This is a genomic window from Bacillus sp. N447-1, from assembly GCF_022701035.1.
Taxonomy (GTDB): Bacteria; Bacillota; Bacilli; order Bacillales; family Bacillaceae_G; genus Bacillus_A; species Bacillus_A cereus.
Genome location: NZ_CP065509.1, coordinates 845,693 through 861,936, shown reverse-complemented (window position 1 = coordinate 861,936; position 16,244 = coordinate 845,693). Strand labels below are relative to the sequence as shown.

The following is a 16,244-nucleotide window of genomic DNA, read 5'->3' as shown; positions in this document are numbered from 1 at the left end:
ATGTATGTGAAACGATATCGACATTTATACTTGCTAAGTTTTACGTTACTCATTTGTTTTGTCGTATTATCACTTTCGTATCATACCGCTTGTATTGAGAACTTTGACAATATAGTCGCACATTTTATTCAAAGCTTTCGAAACGATTATTTGACGACCTATTTTACTTGGGTGTCTTTTATCGGTTCCAAAAGAATATATTTTCCATTACTCATTATTCTTGTAATGTATTTTCTCGTTAGAAAAAAGTTACTTAGTGCGTTACTTCTAACAATTAATTACTACGGATCTCGTTATTTAAACAGTATGCTTAAACTATGGTACGAACGAGCAAGACCTGATGTCACGCAGCTTGTTACTGCAACTGGATATAGTTTTCCGAGCGGTCATACGATGAATGCTACTGCTTTTTTAGGATTTATTGCATACGTCACAATTACTGAAGAGCGTATTTCGTTGCATAAAAAATTGTTAATTATTCTTATAGCAAGCTTTGTTGTATTATCTATTTCAGTTAGCCGAATATATCTTGGCGTGCACTATCCATCTGACATATTAGCAGGATGGGCAGCTGGCGGTAGCTGGCTCGTTTTATGTGTTATATTCCATAAAACGTTCATAAAAAAAGAACCTATGTCATAATAGGTTCTTTTTTCATTGGCTCAACATGAATGTGTGCATGGTAAATTCCAAATTTTTTGCGCAGCATAGCTTCGATGTTGTCGGTAATACAGTGACTTTCTCCAACATCCATGCGAGCATCTACTTCAATTGTAATATCAACGTACGTTTGATTCCCATACATACGTGCTCGAATATCTACAATGTTTTCCACACCGCCAATATGCTCAATAGCATCAGCGTATTCTTCCATTTTATCAGGATCAATTCCATCTGTTAGCATATGAGAAGATTCTACGAAAATCTCCCATGCAGTTTTACAAATAATAAGACCGACAATTAAAGCGGCAATAGGGTCTAAAATAGGCATTTGGAACTGAGAACCGACAATACCTACTACGGTACCAATACTTACGAGTGCATCTGATAAATTATCCTTTGCAGCGGCTTCTAATGATTTACTTTTTGTTCGTGCTGCAATTTTTTTCGTATACAAATACACGCAGTACATAACGACAGCAGAAAATAAAGCAACCCATGCAGCGAGTACATTAGGCGCTGCTTGTTTCGGATTTAAGAAAGATTGAATGGCACTAATAACAACTTCTAATCCGACTGTTGCCATAATGAAGGACGCAACAAGTGATGCGATTTGTTCGGCACGCGAATGCCCATACGGATGATCTGGGTCACGAGGTTTACGAGATATTTTTAGACCAATTAATATCGCTAAAGAAGCACCGATATCCGTTAAGTTATTTAAACCGTCAGCGCGTAATGCGCTAGAGAGGGTAATATAACTGATGATGATTTTCATAGAGGATAAAAATATGTAGGCCATAATGCTGACAATAGCACCTTTATCAGCTTCTTTATGAGAAAGAGTATCCATTTTAATCACTCACCTTTCTTTAAAGGAATTTCTTTCTATAAATAGAGTATCAAACGAAAGTCGTGTGGGTCTATACAAACATTGTTGACGTTTTATAGCTTTTTAAGAAGGGGATAACAAAGTTTCGTAAAGGAAAAATATGTTGAAAAGTACAAAGTCAAGGTGTGAACCTAATTGGAGTTTATTTACTAAAGAGATAGGAGGGTAGATGGATGAGGAAACGAATACTTTTCTTACTACGTATTATTCTTATCATGACAAGGTGTAATTCATTAAACGATGAAAAACTTCAAAAGATAATTGTGAAAATAGATGAAAACCCTCTGAAAAATATTTTCCAGAGGGCTTTCATTTTAGTATGCTTCTAAAAACTCAGTAACTTGCTCTTCTGTTTTTGCATTAGCACTATGTAAGTGGCCTAGCTTCTCACCGTTTTGGTATACAAGTAAACTTGGAATACCCATTACTTGATACTCTTCAGCGATACTTGGAAACTCATCTTTATTGATAGAGTACCATTCAAATTTATTGAACTCTTCCATTACATCTCCGATAAAGTTGTCCATACGTACGCAATCTGGGCACCATGTAGTAAAGAACTTAACAACTACAGGCTCCTCGCTTGCGATGATGTCTTTGAATTCTTGTTCTGTTTTAATTTCTTTCATAAGTAAAACTCCTTTCAATATCACACGAATTTATATGCAAAATTCGTATTTGCAAACATGTTGCAAACTTATTATTTGTTTTTTAGTTTTGTAGTTCGTTCACACTTATAAAATTATATGTAACATGACTGCGCTACTAAGTGTGAAAATAATGGAACCTCACTTTTCTTTATAAGCTTTTTCCAGGATTGTGTCAAACTTTTGAATTTTATACAGAAATTAAAGAAGCCCACACTTTGATTGAGTATGGGCAGAGTGACTAAAATTAATCGCTTATTAATTTCGAATAGATATTTAAATCGATAAGCTTTCCAGCTGATTTTTCGCTCTTTCTCAGAATACCTTCAAAAGTAAAGTTTAATTTTTCTAATACTTTTATGGAATTTACATTTGCAGGTTCAACTTTTGCTTCAACACGATTTAGTTTTAGATGTGTAAAAGCATAATCTAATAAAGAGGATATTGCTTCAGGTGCATATCCTTTACCCCAAAATGTTTTTGAAATATCATAGCCAATCTCAGTCTTTGAGTTTTCAAAATCTAAGGAATTATAGCCACATGAACCGATAATATGATTAGATTCTTTTTCAATAATAGTAAAACGTATAGCTTTATTATTTTGAGCGAGTTCGTTAAGGAATTGAATCATATCTTTTGCCTGGTTCTCATCAGTGAAATTACTTATATTCATGAATTTAGTAACATCAGGATCAGACCATATTTTAAACATACTTAGTGAATCAGATGCTTTCATTTTCCTTAAATATAATCTCTGTGAGTGTAGTTCTGTAATCAATACTTTTACCTCCGTTATGTTGTAATGATAGGTAGATTAAAAATATTGATATCTGCGCATAAGTCAGTCCCTTCTAGATTAATTAACTTTTATTATACAAGAAAATTACTACATTGAACAAAGGCGTTAATTGGAGGTAACGAAATGACAAACTCATCAATTGAATATTGCGTTCAGTGTGATTAAGAAAGTGGTGTATAAAGATGGGACGAGATGAGAGTTACTTCCAAACTAAAAAAAGAGTAGATAATTTAAAAACATTTTACATTCATTTAACCATCTACATACTAGTCAATCTGATGCTTTTTACTTTTTAAGTAGTGAATTAGCTATTTTTATTTTATAAAGAAATAACTCGGAAGCTCATATCCTTTCATGATAATATAAGGTGAAGAGGAGGGCCTTCCCTCTAATTATTAGTACACACTAATAAGGTTTTACGGGTAGTTAATTTTTATCTAACTTCCTCGTATGTACTGAATTTTAATGTGAAAATGTTCGTTAATAGGAGATAAAAGAAAAAGAGGATATATGAATGCTTGTATTAGGTTTTATATTAATTGGTTTAGGTGTTTTTATTGTTTGTCTGACTGTAATTGATGGAATCAGAGAGACAAAGGAACATAGTTTCAGTGGGTTTAAAGATTTTATTATTATTGTGCTGGTGCATATTATAGAAATAATCAGTGATTTATGGGGATTCCGATTGCTATTTATATTGATAGGATTGGTTTGCATCGGATTTGGCGTTGCTATTTTAATAGTGGAATTGTAGTGGAAGATAAGTAAAGGGCATCTAATTAAGATGCCTTTTTATATTAATTCCAAAAATTGAATAAGGTTAGAAATTATATGGTTGTAATGGGAATTGAGGGATATGAATAAAAAAATTTTATCCCGCTATTTGTCGGGCAGTAAATACCCCCACCTCAAAATTCAGCGGAAGCAAAGAAGTTAGGTGGGGTCGGGCTGCCAGTAAAAGCCCGATTGGTGAGAGCTGATTAAAGTTTCACTTTATTAGGGATTTGCCTTAAACATTTATTACAGTCAAGAATATTTATAATAATATGAACTAAAAAAGGTCCAATTTTTGTAATGTTGGAGGGGATTATTGTGGACATAACTCAAAGCGTATCAAGAATAGTGGTTAATGGGAAAGACCTTTCTTTCACTTCAGTTCAAACCTCTGCATGGAATCATGGACCTGTAAATGATTTAATCGTTACGACGAATCAGAGAGTGAATGAGCTTTATCAATTCATGTGGTCGCAAGTACCGGTTACGATTTCGGTATATTTCCTTCAAGGAGCGGATTTACTTAGGTTCGTTAGGGTTGCGGGAATTAATGAGCGTGTAACAGGAGAATATGTATATCATTTCATTTGGTGATAAGAAGGAGTCAAAGTAGTCTAGCAGCTACTTTTTTATTTTGTCATTTGAATATAAGCGAGCGGACTAGCTTTATAGTACCCACTGAAATAAAGAATCATAATATAATTTGTAATAAATTATACGGGAAGGGAGCTGAAAATCATGTTTTATTCATATTTTAATTCTGAAACTGGTATGCGACCAGCGTATGGTACATCTATAACGTATAGTGGAGCACAAAGTACAGTCCAAGCTATTCAACAAGCATTGCAAATGCAACAACAATTGCAAATGCAGCAGCAAGGTGTACAACCGTATTATTCATCCGTAGAGTATTTTTACCCAGTACATCAAGTTACACCGTACGGAAGTTCTTTTCTGACTATTCCATATGGGACTGTATACAACTTATAACTAGTAAGGAATGAAGTGGTGTATATAAATAAGGGTGCAGGTTAATAGCGCCCTTATGAATAATAAAAATAGCTAGTCCAAACCTTATAAATCAATCTTACATAATATATAGTAATAAGTTTGAAAGGGGAATCAGTATGTCTTGTTATTACTACTGTAAGTATTGTAAGGAGTATAAAAATAAGCATCATGATTGTTGTAAGAACACTAGTAAGTGTCATGATAACAAGGACAATCTTGTTAGAGCATCGGCATTTAGAGCTAGAAATACTGTGAATCAAAATGTTCCTGCTAATACTTTTGTGAAAGTGTTATTTCAAAATGAACAATTTGATTTAGCGAATGAGTATAATCCAGCAACATCTATTTTTATGCCGAAGACTAAAGGTGTATATTCTATTATTGGAACGATTGGTTTCTTTCCAAACGATCCAACTTTAAATTATAGAGCGCGTGTAGAAATTCGTGTGAATGGAAACGCAGCGATAGCTATAGATAATGACTTTTTTGGTCCAATAAGTTTTGGAAATGTCGTAAGTGTTTCGACGATTGTTCAATTGAATGCAGGGGATGAAGTTGAGATTTATGCACAAAGTAGTATAGATGGAGTTTTAAGTCCTTTAGAAGATGGTGCACATTTTGAAGCAGCAAGATTTCCTTCTCCAATTAAATAAAGTCATTAAACAATGAGTTTGCAGAAGCTTAAAGGTAAACCCTCACCGAAATGGTGAGGGTTTTTTAATCTATTAAAAATAGTAACAGGTCGTCCAAGCTATTCTAATCTATATAGCATACTATGTAAAAATAAGTGTAAAGGGGGACTCACTATGTCTTATTATTACTGTAAGTATTGTAAAGATTACAAAAAGGAAAGTCATGATTGTTATAGGAAAAGTAGTAAATGTGATAGGAAGTATGTAAAGGTGAAGTGTTGTGATGATAAGAAAGAGGAGCTTGTAAGGGCATCGGCATTTAGAGCTGTGAATACAGTTAATCAACCTGTTCTAGCAAATACTCCTGTTAAAGTATTATTTCAAAATGAACAATTTGATCTAGCGAATGAATATAATCCAGTAACGTCGATTTTTACTCCGAAAACTAGAGGGGTATATAGTGTATTAGGAAATATAACATTTTCTCCAAATGATTTTAATGTAAATTACAGAGCTAGAGTAGAAATTCGTGTAAATGGCAATCCGGCAATAGCGATAGATAATGATTTCTTTGGAACAGGAGTATTTTTTAATAATGATGTTTCCGTAACTACTATTCTTCAATTAGAAGCAGGAGATTTAGTTGAAGTTTTTGCAGAAAGTAGTATTGCTGGCGTAATTGTACAAAATGTTAATGGTGTAAATACGGTTCACTTTGAAGCGGCAAGATTTCCTTCTCCAACTAAATAAAACTGATTATTAAATGTTTTTTAGTAGGTTTAGTTAATCCCCTTACCAAATGGTGGGGGATTATTATTGTTTTTCTAAAATATATAAGTAAATAGGTAAAGCGTAGTTTAATTTGTAGGGCTTCAACCTTCTTCAGATAATAAACAGAATAATAAGTAACATGCTTGTAAAAACGCATTGTTAGTAAGTTTACTAGTTTTCTTATAGAACAAGAAAGACGGAATACATAAAAGATCGTATCATTATGTTTTTCTTTACCATATAGAAATTATATATTGAACATAGATTTGTGTAGGGAATGCTAATACACTGAAAAGAATAGCATAAAGGCGATTACACTATATAAAAACAAAATCAATCCTAAGATGAGTAGTATTGGATGCAACTTGAACATATTTGACCTCCTTGAGTATATAAAGAATTTTAATATATTGTTGGTCAATTTAGAAGGAGGACGGTTACATAAAAAAAGAGCATACATAAAAAGTACGCTCCAAAGAAAGATAGGTTTTATGAGTGGATAATCTCCATACGATAATATATGTTCTTTTCATAAAAACGTGTAAAAAATCAATGAATTATCAATGAATTATCAATGGAATATCATAACATGAGTAATTTTAGTCTAGGAATGCAGTTATTTTCTTTCTCGGTTATTTTAGGTAATAAAGTTGTGAAAATCGTGCATTATGCGGACTAACAACGGGATAGCGATCGTACTTCCGTTACATATTTCTTAAAGTCTGGGTATTGCGTGATAGTTTGACATTTAGGGGTGCATAGTTGATTAATTATAGACACATTTGTAATTACTTCGTTACAAGGACCGAAAAATGTAATTTTTAGCTTTGAATTTGGTGGGATTTTGAACACGATAGGTTTTTTTTCCATGAAATCAGCTCCTAATATTGAGTATTATAATTTAATGGATATAGAGTCGTATTAGTATAATATGAAATTTCAGTGGATTTGCTTATAATAAAGAATTTTATAGTAGTAAAAGTGCTTAAAGATGTAAAGGGGAAATTGAGAATGGAAAATAAAATGTTTAATTAATATAATCAATAAATACGCAAATGGTTAATATAACTAATGCATTTTTTTGTTTGTTACATATTATGTTAGTAAGAATGGTATAAGGGGGTAGTATAAAATAGTGGAAGAAAATGTACAAGCTCAGCTTTCGCCACCGTGGATCACATATTTTAATGAATTAAAAAATTCAATAGGTGCTGATCCAACTGTTACAGTTGGGCCGCTTATTCCTGTTGGTGGTAATTATATTATTTTAGTGCATGCGTTAAGCAACGAAAAAGCGAGAGCATTAGCAACGCTTTTAAAATCTTTTGTACAATTTGGGAATGTAAGTGTGACAGTTATTGTAACGAATAATGAGAATGAAATTGTAAATCCATTTCCTTGTCCACTAGATGCATTTGAAATAGCTCATTTATTTCAAGTAGCACTAGAAAATAATCCTTATTTTGAACAAGTTGTGGTACAGCCTCAGTTCCCTGGCGGACCGAATGTTGTTTTTCCGGTTTTCGCTGCGGAAGTCATTCAGTTTTTCAATGACGATATTTCTAACTTATGTCAAACGTTTACAGGTGTTGCGGCCAATGTGTTTCGTGATGTAATGAATGATGAGGTTTGTGGTATCCCAATTCTATTTTCCACAAGTTGTGTTATGAGCAGTGAAAACTCACAATTACAAAATACAGATTTAGCACCAAAGTTATTTTATTAAACTGTAAAAAGACATTTTCAGTAATAGAAAATGTCTTTTTTATGCACCAATAGTGTTCAGGTTGGAAAATTGCAATTTAATAGGAGTAAACTTCAATTAATTAAAATTTTTCTAAATCTCAAATTTCATGTAGAGGTAGTAATTTTGACTTAAGAATATATAGAAAATGAGGATGAAATTTTTAGTTGAAAGGAAATCGATACTGAAAGTTATAATTTAATAATACAGGAGATTTTTTTAATATCTGTAAAAATGATTGATAGGACGAGATTACATAATAAATGAATAGTAGGGTATATTTCGAATGTTTTATTTGGCATACATGTTAAAGTTGATAGAAATATTTCTGAAAGAGAATATATTTTGAAAAACAGTAAAGATTCTTTTTATTTATATTATAGATAGCTAGTTTTAGAGAGAGGAGGCTTACAATAAAACAAGCTATGAATAAGACATTCAAAAGGAGCTGGAATGTATGGGGTATATTGTAGATATTTCAAAATGGAATGGAACTATTAATTGGGATATTGCAGCATCTCAGCTAGATTTAGTGATTGCTAGAGTTCAAGATGGCTCTAATACGGTGGATTTTATGTATCAAAATTATGTTAGTGAAATGAAAAAGCATAGTATCCCATTCGGTAATTATGCTTTTTGCCGTTTTATATCTATTGCTGATGCAAAGAAAGAGGCACAAGATTTTTGGAATCGTGGTGATCAATCAGCTAAGTTTTGGGTGGCGGACGTAGAAGTTCAAACGATGGCAGATATGCAAGGCGGGATACAGGCATTTATTGATGAATTACGCCGTTTAGGTGCGGAAAAAGTAGGATTATACGTAGGGCATCACACGTATTTATCATTTGGAGCATGTAATATTGAAGCTGATTTTGTATGGATTCCTCGTTATGGAGGGAATAAGCCAGCATATCCATGCGATATGTGGCAATATGCGGATTCAGGGAATGTTCCTGGGATTGGGAAATGTGATCTGAATCGATTAGTAGGAAATAAGTCACTTTCTTGGTTTATAGATTCCAACAAAGCAAATCAAACTAACATAGTGTATACACAGCAACCGAATGGCATTGGTATTGCAGTTTCGAAATATCCTGATGGATACGGAATAAATTTATATGAAACTCCCATGACCCCTCAATTTACAGGTGCACTCACTCAGAAAATTCCATATTTAATCTTAACAGGTTATTGGGGAGGCGGTGAGCAAGATATGATTTGTTTAGAGAACGATAAGCAGTGGGCATATTTAAAACATTTTAATGTGAAATGGTTTTATGCAACTTCGAAATATCCTGTCGGTTACGGAGTAAATTATTATGAAGAGCCTGAATGTATGAATTATAAAGGGAATATAGATGGATCGACATCTTTTCGAGTGTGGGGTAGAGTGGGAAATGCGGTAGATATCGGGCAGAATAGTTGGATACCTGAAAAACATGTAATTATTAAGTAACTATAGCGGCAGTATTGTTTTTAAGGAGTATGTAAAGAGTCTTCTTACTATACATAATAGTAAGAAGACTCTTTACGTTTAAAAATGAAAATACATGATACATAGTCTACTCATATGAAATGAATTACATGTAGAAAACACACTGTTTTCACAATGACTGTGTATAGTTAATTTGCATAATGATAAAAGTGAGGTATTTGAATTGAAAAAGAAAAAAATATTTATTGGAACAATTATTTTATGCGTGATGCTAGCATTATCTGCATGTGGTTCCTCAGACAACGTAGTAACATCAAAAGTAGGGAATGTTACAGAGAAAGAATTAAGTAAAGAATTACTACAACAATATGGAGAAAGTACTTTATATCAAATGATGTTAAGTAAGGCATTGTTAGATAAATATAAAGTTTCAGATGAGGAAGCAAAAAAGAAAGTAGAAGAAGCAAAAGATAAAATGGGTGAGAACTTTAAATCGACTTTAGAACAACTTGGATTGAAAAACGAAGATGAATTAAAAGAAAAAATGAAGCCAGAAATTGCATTTGAGAAAGCGATTAAAGCAACAGTTACAGATAAAGATGTGAAAAATAACTATAAACCAGAAATGAAAGTAAGTCACATTTTAGTGAAAGATGAAAAAACGGCTAAAGAAATAAAGGAGAAAGTAAATAATGGTGAAGATTTTGCTGCCTTAGCAAAACAGTATTCAGAGGATACTGGTTCAAAGGAACAGGGCGGGGAAATATCTGGTTTTGCTCCTGGGCAAACAGTGAAAGAATTTGAGGAAGCTGCGTATAAATTAGATGCAGGCCAAGTAAGTGATCCGGTTAAAACAACTTACGGTTACCATATTATTAAAGTGACGGATAAAAAAGAATTGAAGCCATTTGATGAAGTAAAGGATAAAATTCGTAAAGATATAGAACAACAAAGACTACAAGATACGACAGGTAAATGGAAACAACAAGTAGTCAATGATTTATTGAAAGATGCTGATATTAAAGTGAATAATAAAGAATTTAAAGATACATTTAAATTTCTAGAAAAGAAATAATGACTGTAATCATAATTAGAAAAGGAACTCATATAGAGTTCCCTTTTCTAATTAGTGTGTGAGTTATAAATAGATAGTAAGACAATACAATATTACATTTAAATATTAAAATTACAATGGGAAATTATGGTTTATAATTATTTCAACGAAAGTGGATATTCTACGGTTTTCATTATGCAAGTTTATTACATATATTTACTCTTTAATAATGAATATCGAACATAATTTAAAAAATAATACATATAATGTTTTTGAATAAATATTTAACATGGATAATTAGTAAAAAGCTGAGCATTCGATTGGAAAGGATGTTCTTTTTGTTGTGAAAATTTTAGGATAAAGAATGAATCGTTTTAAACGCATCATTTACCACATCAATAAATTAAGGTGGGGAGAATATATGAAAGTAATCTTTCAAGGAGAGGGCGGAGCGAAAATTTTTGAGTCATATGATGAAAATATAAGTGATTTATTAGTTATATTAAAAGAAACGAAAGGGATTAAAATTGGGATGGTTGAGTATAAAGTGTTAAAGTACGAACTTAATTATTTTCGTCATCCGAAAAAAGCGGATACAGAGAGAGAGTTACATATAATAGTACAACCTAAGTATATGTAATAAAATATAATAATAAAAATCACTGATTCAGTTTTGTAAAGTTCCATAGAGTATGTAAGAAAAGAGAGTGTTGTAAATGCTCTCTTTTCTTATGCTTTGTGAGTTCGTTCATCATAGTATATGTTTTCAGTTATAGATGGTTAATAAACGATAAAAATTTAAAACTTTTCGTTTAGGCAGGGATTTTATATTTGAGTAAATAAATATACTATGAAGTATTTTTTATACGAATATTGGAGGAGTATAAAATGAGTTTAGCAAGTTACATAGGCTGTAATGTAGAAATTCCGTTAACGGATCCAGATTCTAATGATGTAATTGTTTTTGGACCGTGTTTTTCAGATGAAAGTATGCTTGAAATTGTACAAGATTATCAATTCCAAACAAATTACACATATGAGGTTTCAACTAATTGGGGAATTGAACTTGTCGAGTGGCAAAATGTAAAGGAAAAAAAAGAAGCGAAAGAAAAACTTTTAACTTTATGCAAGATTATGGAAAGTTATTTGGAAGATGGAGACTATTTCGAATTATTTAGTTGTTGGGTTGGTGATGAAGATAAGGAACGAGTAGGGGAATTGAACTTAAAAATAAATCATTTTAATATAGATGAATTATGTATTCCAGAAAGAACATTAGTTAGGATAGAAAAATAAGCTTTGAATATTTTTAGAAAAAGGCGATTTCACTTTGTGTGAAGTCGCCTTTTAGTTTTATATGCATTTTATATAAGAAATGAAAAGTTTATTTGATAAAGGAAAAAATATGGAGATAAATAAAATTATGTTTTTGTTAAGAAATAATAAGTATAGCTCTTCTCAAAGGAACGTAAGTTCGTGTATAATAAGAACGAATGTTCTTTTGAGAGGTAACCTAATTATAGTTTAGAAGTAAATTCGAGTTTAGTAAGTATTAAAAATAACTAAGGGATAGCATGAATAAATAAATGTATAAATGATCAAGGAGATAAAAATGAACGATGTAAAGATACAAAAGAAGAAAGAGAGTGGGTTCCGTTTACAGTAATGTCCGAACAACTTTTAAATATGAGAAAGATTATTGGAGAGAAATTAAAAGTACAAAAACCGCTTTTAACAAATGAAGCAAAAGAGAGGATTTCTGATAAATTATTAACGTCATTACTGTCTGAGAAAGAAATATTGGTAACATATTTTGAAGATGGTTACATATTAACAAGCTACATGACTGTTGTACATATCAATCCGGTAAAACAAATTGTAATTTGTACAGACGCCTTTTATAAAACTTACGTATTTAACGCTATGGATATTATTGAAATAATGTAAAAGAAGCTGAATATTAAATGGCAGCTTTTTTTATTTCTGATTTATGAGACAAATAATATAAGAAAAAGCAGCTAGCTTTGTGCTAGCTGCTGAGCCCCAGGGAAAGGGAGAAAAAGATAGGGTACTCCAAAATCGATAAGAGCTGTCAAACAGCCTGATTATAGTATAGACAAATTAAAATTTTCTATACAAAAAGTTGAACATAAGATTAGGCTGTACCCACTTGGTTTTGATCTGCAAGGTCAGAATCAAATGTATTGGTCGCGCTAACACCGCTAAAAGTATTAACAACAAAACCAACGTTTGATGCGCCGGAACCATTATAAGCTTTCGTATTTTCTTTCGGAGAAACGTTGTAGAAATCACCTAAGTTAAATGATCCATTACTATTTTGTACAACTAAATTTCCTACAACTGATGGCATAATTTTCACCTGCTTTATAATAAGTTGTTAACATTACTATATGGAGTTATAGTCCAGATGGTTCATATAATAAAAATTGTGGAATAGTAAAACGTTTGGAGCATGGATTTCAATAAAAGTGTGTTAAAATTAATATAATAAAGTTGAGTAATTTTTTAAAAAATTTGTATAATTGATATATATGAAAATAAAGGAGGCAAAATGTAATGAAAGATATTATGAAAAAGTTGATTTAACAGATGCCAAATCAAGTAATCTTGTTGCACTAATTTATAGTAATGAAGTTATATTAGTTGAAGACGCATTTTGTCCAAATGAAATAAAATTAAAGTTTAATGAAATTGCAATTTTATCTGCAATTAAAACAGCTCATATTGCGAAAGTGTCTATTAGGAAAGAACTTGAAGCGCTTTTTCATGATACGGGTGTTATATTAGTGAAACAAAATGTTGATTATGGTAGTAGCCAATCTATTACCATGCATTTTGAGCAATTTAAAAAGTTGCAAGATGAGATTGAACATTTAAATAAAAGTATGTAATAAAGCAGCTAAATAAAGGTTCTATCACAAAGGTGGAATGTGTTGTGTTGAAAAAGTGGTTTAAAAATTATTTGGGTGAATCGCATTGTAAACATAAATATATTTTTATTAAGATGCAGGATAATGAGGATTTTAAAAAGGTACATTAGGTGTAGTTTATATTTACCAGTGTGAGAAATGTGGAAAGAGAAGTTGAAATATAAAAACAATAATGAAATAAACAATGAATTTTTAGATATATAGCAAAAAGTAACCATGATGGTTACTTTTTGTTTATGTATACAATATCAAAACCATTACTAAAGTATGAGTTGAGTTAATACTATAGTAAATCGCTGAATAAAAATGAAGAGAGTAAGATATAGGGAAGGAGGATGAGAGAAATGAAGCGAAAAGAAATTAGTAAATCTGTAATTATTACAGGCGTGACACAAGGGTTAGGGCGTGCGATGGTTGATCGATTTCATGAATTAGGGTGGAACATATATGGTTGTGGACGTTCAAAAGATAAAATTGAAGAACTAAAAAAACAGTACAGTAAAATACATGATTTCCAAGTAATTGATGTTTCAGATTCTCAGCAAGTTAACAATTGGGCAAATTATATACTTAATACACATACAGCTCCCGATATGATAATAAATAATGCATCGATTGTAAATCAAAATGCACAACTTTGGAAAATTACGGCTCAAGAATTCGAAAATGTAATGAATGTAAACGTGAATGGTGTAGTAAATGTAATAAGAGCATTTGTTCCAGCGATGGTAGCTAGGAAAGAAGGAATTATCATTAATATGAGTTCTAGTTGGGGGAGAGAAGGTGAGGCTGAGCTTGCGCCATATTGTGCCTCGAAATTTGCTATTGAAGGTATCACTAAATCTATGGCCCTGGAATTACCCCATGGCATGGCTGTACTTGCTTTAGATCCTGGAGGGAGTATTAGTACTCCAATGCTGAAGTCATGTGCGCCACAATATATAAATGAATCGCCTACACCTGAAACTTGGTCACATAAAGCAATTGAATATATATTGAATATAACAATAGATAAAAATGGAGATTCATTGACATGCCCAGCATGCATATAAAAAGCACCTTTAAGGTGCTTTTATATTAGTAGCACATTATATCATTCACAAAATTACATCTAAAAAATAAAATAAAAGATTAAGGGTGAGATTTGTTTGTTTTGAAAGCTTTAGAAAATATTTAAATAGGTGATAAAAATGAATCCAAGCAGTTTAAAAGTGACAGGGGCATGGTTTCAAGTGGGAGGGAATCTTACAGCTGCTATTGGAACGACAAGAGGATTTATTGGAGAAGAGAAAGTTGAATCGGATCTTGTTATTGTAGGAAGCTCATTACAAGCCCTCGGATATATATTACAAATCATTGCGAGCAATTATGATGATGGGGAAGAAAAAAGAGAAAATCAAAATATAGGCTTAGAGAATCAAAGTAAATTACTTGATCAAATAGGAATTGAATTATTAGCATTAGGCAATATATCAAATGTAATAGGAACATATTTTAATATAAATGAACAATTGAAAGAAAATGATTATCTTATCATTACAGGGAACAGTTTACAATCGATCGGTGCTTTTTTAGGAGTAGAAGCAGCTTTGTTGGGTATAAATGTATTACAGAAAATTATTATACTGGGTAACTCCATGCAAAGCTTAGGGGCTGGATTACAAGCGTATCAAGGTGTTTCAAATGTATTGAAAGATGAGAGAGAAAATGAAGATAGTATTTTTGATAAGAAGGATGAGAGAATCATTGCACTCATTGGTATTTGGATACAAGCGATAGGAACGTTAATTTCTGCAATTGGAGTAACTGCAATAGAGGAAGAAAATAGGCTAGAAAACAATAAAAAGTCTGAAATACTTATTTAAATAGAAGGAGATACATTGATTTTAGAGGTAGGTTAAGATTAAAATGGTAGTAGGTTTTTTTGCGTATATTTTGAAAAGTGATATATAAAATACAAAATAAGGAGTTTTCAAGGGATGATGTATTTATTAGCAATTCTTCTTCCACCTGTTGCTGTATTATTTTGTGGAAAACCAATTCAGGCAATCATAAATTTCATATTAACATTAATATTTTGGGTTCCAGGAGTTATACATGCAATTCTTGTAGTGCATGATAAAAAAGCTGATCGGCGTTTGAAAAAACAAATTCAAGCATATGATGAAATTAATAAGAGGAATCGAAGATAATTCATCTGCAAAATGTTTTTAAAAGAAAGGAGGATTAACCTCCTTTCTTTTTTAGTGGGTGTTAAGTTTAGATTTTTGTGTGGCGGAAAGAATTTTTAATGTAAGTATTATGATAATAACTTTTAGATTGTGCATGTAATAGGCCAGTATAAATACTTTCTGGTACATTAAAGAAATCGTACATACCATTCTTTAATTGGATTCGCAAAATCATAGAAAAAGAATTATAACCAACAGCAACTATATTTTTTGAAATTACGGGAGATAGCTTCATCATTACGCAACTCCTCACTTTTTATTTTTAATACTTTTTGTAGATGTTGAGGTTGTGATGTTGAAATCCTTATAATTTAAGAGGTATTATACTTATATGCAATATATTAAATGTTTGTTATACGTAATTATAAGGAAGTTCACACGAAGTACATATCGTTGTGCTATTTTTATTTCACCTTTGATTTATAAATAAGAAAATATTGACCATTTGAAAAAAGGTATATTATTTATACGAGGTATTAAAAATTCACTTTTTACATTCTATGCTTCAAGGGGCAGCGTTATTAGGAAAAATAGAAGTGAAAATAGTTTGTATAAGAAGTATTCTAAAATTTATAATCTGTGAATTGGGAAAATATTGAATGCTCCAGGTCAATATACTTTCTTAATCAAATTTATTTTAGAA

General features: G+C 31.5%; 22 protein-coding genes and 2 pseudogenes. 18 read left to right on the top strand and 6 right to left on the bottom strand.

Annotation, left to right across the window (positions count from 1 at the left end):
* The first annotated feature begins 6 nt into the window (after positions 1–6).
* Positions 7–642 (top strand): phosphatase PAP2 family protein, encoded by a 636-nt coding sequence (locus IQ781_RS04240; RefSeq protein ID WP_000833370.1) that lies wholly within the window; start codon positions 7–9, stop codon positions 640–642.
* On the opposite strand, the gene IQ781_RS04235 is transcribed toward IQ781_RS04240, so the two are convergent.
* From IQ781_RS04235 to IQ781_RS04225, 3 genes are all read right to left on the bottom strand, one after another.
* Positions 632–1,513 (bottom strand): cation diffusion facilitator family transporter, encoded by an 882-nt coding sequence (locus IQ781_RS04235; RefSeq protein ID WP_000380385.1) that lies wholly within the window; start codon positions 1,511–1,513, stop codon positions 632–634. The two genes, IQ781_RS04240 and IQ781_RS04235, sit on opposite strands and share 11 nt — an antisense overlap.
* Positions 1,514–1,866: 353 nt before the next feature.
* The gene (locus tag IQ781_RS04230; protein ID WP_000658787.1) at positions 1,867–2,181 is read right to left on the bottom strand and encodes a thioredoxin family protein; all 315 of its coding nucleotides are present in this window, start codon (positions 2,179–2,181) and stop codon (positions 1,867–1,869) included.
* A gap of 265 nt (positions 2,182–2,446) precedes the next feature.
* On the bottom strand, positions 2,447–2,977 hold the full coding sequence (locus IQ781_RS04225; RefSeq protein WP_063220608.1) for a GNAT family N-acetyltransferase: 531 nt from the start codon (positions 2,975–2,977) through the stop codon (positions 2,447–2,449).
* A 203-nt stretch (positions 2,978–3,180) separates the two neighbouring features.
* Between IQ781_RS04225 and IQ781_RS04220 the strand changes: the two are divergent.
* From IQ781_RS04220 to IQ781_RS04195, 6 genes and pseudogenes are all read left to right on the top strand, one after another.
* A pseudogene (locus IQ781_RS04220) lies at positions 3,181–3,285 on the top strand (2TM domain-containing protein); the annotation flags it as partial.
* Positions 3,286–3,512: 227 nt separating this feature from the next.
* Complete coding sequence (locus IQ781_RS04215) at positions 3,513–3,752, top strand: hypothetical protein (RefSeq protein ID WP_000960640.1); 240 nt, start codon at positions 3,513–3,515, stop codon at positions 3,750–3,752.
* A gap of 338 nt (positions 3,753–4,090) precedes the next feature.
* A complete protein-coding gene (locus tag IQ781_RS04210; RefSeq protein WP_000355695.1) occupies positions 4,091–4,366 on the top strand; it encodes a hypothetical protein in 276 nt (91 codons plus the stop codon).
* Between the two features lie 144 nt (positions 4,367–4,510).
* A complete protein-coding gene (locus tag IQ781_RS04205; RefSeq protein WP_000500098.1) occupies positions 4,511–4,762 on the top strand; it encodes a DUF3947 family protein in 252 nt (83 codons plus the stop codon).
* Positions 4,763–4,899: 137 nt separating this feature from the next.
* Complete coding sequence (locus tag IQ781_RS04200; protein WP_002182716.1) at positions 4,900–5,436, top strand: C1q-like domain-containing protein; 537 nt, start codon at positions 4,900–4,902, stop codon at positions 5,434–5,436.
* A gap of 153 nt (positions 5,437–5,589) precedes the next feature.
* On the top strand, positions 5,590–6,165 hold the full coding sequence (locus IQ781_RS04195; RefSeq protein ID WP_000122943.1) for a complement C1q domain-containing protein: 576 nt from the start codon (positions 5,590–5,592) through the stop codon (positions 6,163–6,165).
* A gap of 696 nt (positions 6,166–6,861) precedes the next feature.
* Here IQ781_RS04195 and IQ781_RS04190 read toward each other — a convergent pair.
* On the bottom strand, positions 6,862–7,056 hold the full coding sequence (locus IQ781_RS04190) for a hypothetical protein (protein WP_000412555.1): 195 nt from the start codon (positions 7,054–7,056) through the stop codon (positions 6,862–6,864).
* 265 nt (positions 7,057–7,321) lie between these two features.
* Between IQ781_RS04190 and IQ781_RS04185 the strand changes: the two genes are divergently transcribed.
* The 6 genes from IQ781_RS04185 to IQ781_RS04160 all read left to right on the top strand — a co-directional run bounded on the left by IQ781_RS04185 (position 7,322) and on the right by IQ781_RS04160 (position 12,366).
* Positions 7,322–7,912, top strand: a complete 591-nt coding sequence (locus IQ781_RS04185) for a hypothetical protein (protein WP_000392281.1) — start codon at positions 7,322–7,324, stop codon at positions 7,910–7,912.
* 475 nt (positions 7,913–8,387) lie between these two features.
* Positions 8,388–9,386, top strand: coding sequence for a glycoside hydrolase family 25 protein (locus IQ781_RS04180; protein WP_139846922.1), 999 nt, complete (start codon positions 8,388–8,390; stop codon positions 9,384–9,386).
* 202 nt (positions 9,387–9,588) lie between these two features.
* Entirely contained in the window at positions 9,589–10,440 is an 852-nt protein-coding gene (locus IQ781_RS04175; RefSeq protein ID WP_139846923.1) for a peptidylprolyl isomerase PrsA, read from the top strand.
* Positions 10,441–10,840: 400 nt separating this feature from the next.
* Complete coding sequence (locus tag IQ781_RS04170) at positions 10,841–11,059, top strand: hypothetical protein (RefSeq protein ID WP_000864275.1); 219 nt, start codon at positions 10,841–10,843, stop codon at positions 11,057–11,059.
* A gap of 248 nt (positions 11,060–11,307) precedes the next feature.
* On the top strand, positions 11,308–11,715 hold the full coding sequence (locus IQ781_RS04165; RefSeq protein ID WP_000050503.1) for a KH domain-containing protein: 408 nt from the start codon (positions 11,308–11,310) through the stop codon (positions 11,713–11,715).
* A 282-nt stretch (positions 11,716–11,997) separates the two neighbouring features.
* Positions 11,998–12,366, top strand: coding sequence for a YolD-like family protein (locus tag IQ781_RS04160; protein ID WP_481748665.1), 369 nt, complete (start codon positions 11,998–12,000; stop codon positions 12,364–12,366).
* A 208-nt stretch (positions 12,367–12,574) separates the two neighbouring features.
* Here IQ781_RS04160 and gerPF read toward each other — a convergent pair whose 3' ends face one another.
* Entirely contained in the window at positions 12,575–12,790 is a 216-nt protein-coding gene (gene gerPF / locus IQ781_RS04155) for a spore germination protein GerPF (protein WP_001141569.1), read from the bottom strand.
* A gap of 181 nt (positions 12,791–12,971) precedes the next feature.
* Here gerPF and IQ781_RS04150 point away from each other — a divergent pair, with 181 nt between their 5' ends.
* From IQ781_RS04150 to IQ781_RS04130, 5 genes and pseudogenes are all read left to right on the top strand, one after another.
* The gene (locus tag IQ781_RS04150; RefSeq protein WP_236784309.1) at positions 12,972–13,331 is read left to right on the top strand and encodes a hypothetical protein; all 360 of its coding nucleotides are present in this window, start codon (positions 12,972–12,974) and stop codon (positions 13,329–13,331) included.
* A 44-nt stretch (positions 13,332–13,375) separates the two neighbouring features.
* Positions 13,376–13,574, top strand: a pseudogene (locus IQ781_RS04145) (hypothetical protein).
* Positions 13,575–13,714: 140 nt separating this feature from the next.
* Positions 13,715–14,422, top strand: coding sequence for an SDR family oxidoreductase (locus IQ781_RS04140; protein WP_000823061.1), 708 nt, complete (start codon positions 13,715–13,717; stop codon positions 14,420–14,422).
* Between the two features lie 138 nt (positions 14,423–14,560).
* Positions 14,561–15,235, top strand: a complete 675-nt coding sequence (locus IQ781_RS04135; protein ID WP_065211752.1) for a DUF6944 family repetitive protein — start codon at positions 14,561–14,563, stop codon at positions 15,233–15,235.
* A gap of 114 nt (positions 15,236–15,349) precedes the next feature.
* Positions 15,350–15,562, top strand: coding sequence for a YqaE/Pmp3 family membrane protein (locus IQ781_RS04130; RefSeq protein ID WP_000990233.1), 213 nt, complete (start codon positions 15,350–15,352; stop codon positions 15,560–15,562).
* Positions 15,563–15,629: 67 nt separating this feature from the next.
* Here the strand turns inward: IQ781_RS04130 and IQ781_RS04125 are convergent, their stop codons facing one another.
* A complete protein-coding gene (locus tag IQ781_RS04125; protein ID WP_242808227.1) occupies positions 15,630–15,839 on the bottom strand; it encodes a KTSC domain-containing protein in 210 nt (69 codons plus the stop codon).
* Between the last annotated feature and the right edge of the window lie 405 nt (positions 15,840–16,244).

Bases quoted from the DNA above. Each gene is read 5' to 3' on its own strand.
- IQ781_RS04235 (WP_000380385.1), bottom strand. From the start codon at position 1,513: ATGGATACTCTTTCTCATAAAGAAGCTGATAAAGGTGCTATTGTCAGC.
- IQ781_RS04230 (WP_000658787.1), bottom strand. From the start codon at position 2,181: ATGAAAGAAATTAAAACAGAACAAGAATTCAAAGACATCATCGCAAGC.
- IQ781_RS04215 (WP_000960640.1), top strand. From the start codon at position 3,513: ATGCTTGTATTAGGTTTTATATTAATTGGTTTAGGTGTTTTTATTGTT.
- IQ781_RS04205 (WP_000500098.1), top strand. From the start codon at position 4,511: ATGTTTTATTCATATTTTAATTCTGAAACTGGTATGCGACCAGCGTAT.
- IQ781_RS04200 (WP_002182716.1), top strand. From the start codon at position 4,900: ATGTCTTGTTATTACTACTGTAAGTATTGTAAGGAGTATAAAAATAAG.
- IQ781_RS04195 (WP_000122943.1), top strand. From the start codon at position 5,590: ATGTCTTATTATTACTGTAAGTATTGTAAAGATTACAAAAAGGAAAGT.
- IQ781_RS04190 (WP_000412555.1), bottom strand. From the start codon at position 7,056: ATGGAAAAAAAACCTATCGTGTTCAAAATCCCACCAAATTCAAAGCTA.
- IQ781_RS04180 (WP_139846922.1), top strand. From the start codon at position 8,388: ATGGGGTATATTGTAGATATTTCAAAATGGAATGGAACTATTAATTGG.
- IQ781_RS04170 (WP_000864275.1), top strand. From the start codon at position 10,841: ATGAAAGTAATCTTTCAAGGAGAGGGCGGAGCGAAAATTTTTGAGTCA.
- IQ781_RS04165 (WP_000050503.1), top strand. From the start codon at position 11,308: ATGAGTTTAGCAAGTTACATAGGCTGTAATGTAGAAATTCCGTTAACG.
- gerPF (WP_001141569.1), bottom strand. From the start codon at position 12,790: ATGCCATCAGTTGTAGGAAATTTAGTTGTACAAAATAGTAATGGATCA.
- IQ781_RS04150 (WP_236784309.1), top strand. From the start codon at position 12,972: ATGAAAATAAAGGAGGCAAAATGTAATGAAAGATATTATGAAAAAGTT.
- IQ781_RS04140 (WP_000823061.1), top strand. From the start codon at position 13,715: ATGAAGCGAAAAGAAATTAGTAAATCTGTAATTATTACAGGCGTGACA.
- IQ781_RS04135 (WP_065211752.1), top strand. From the start codon at position 14,561: ATGAATCCAAGCAGTTTAAAAGTGACAGGGGCATGGTTTCAAGTGGGA.
- IQ781_RS04130 (WP_000990233.1), top strand. From the start codon at position 15,350: ATGATGTATTTATTAGCAATTCTTCTTCCACCTGTTGCTGTATTATTT.
- IQ781_RS04125 (WP_242808227.1), bottom strand. From the start codon at position 15,839: ATGATGAAGCTATCTCCCGTAATTTCAAAAAATATAGTTGCTGTTGGT.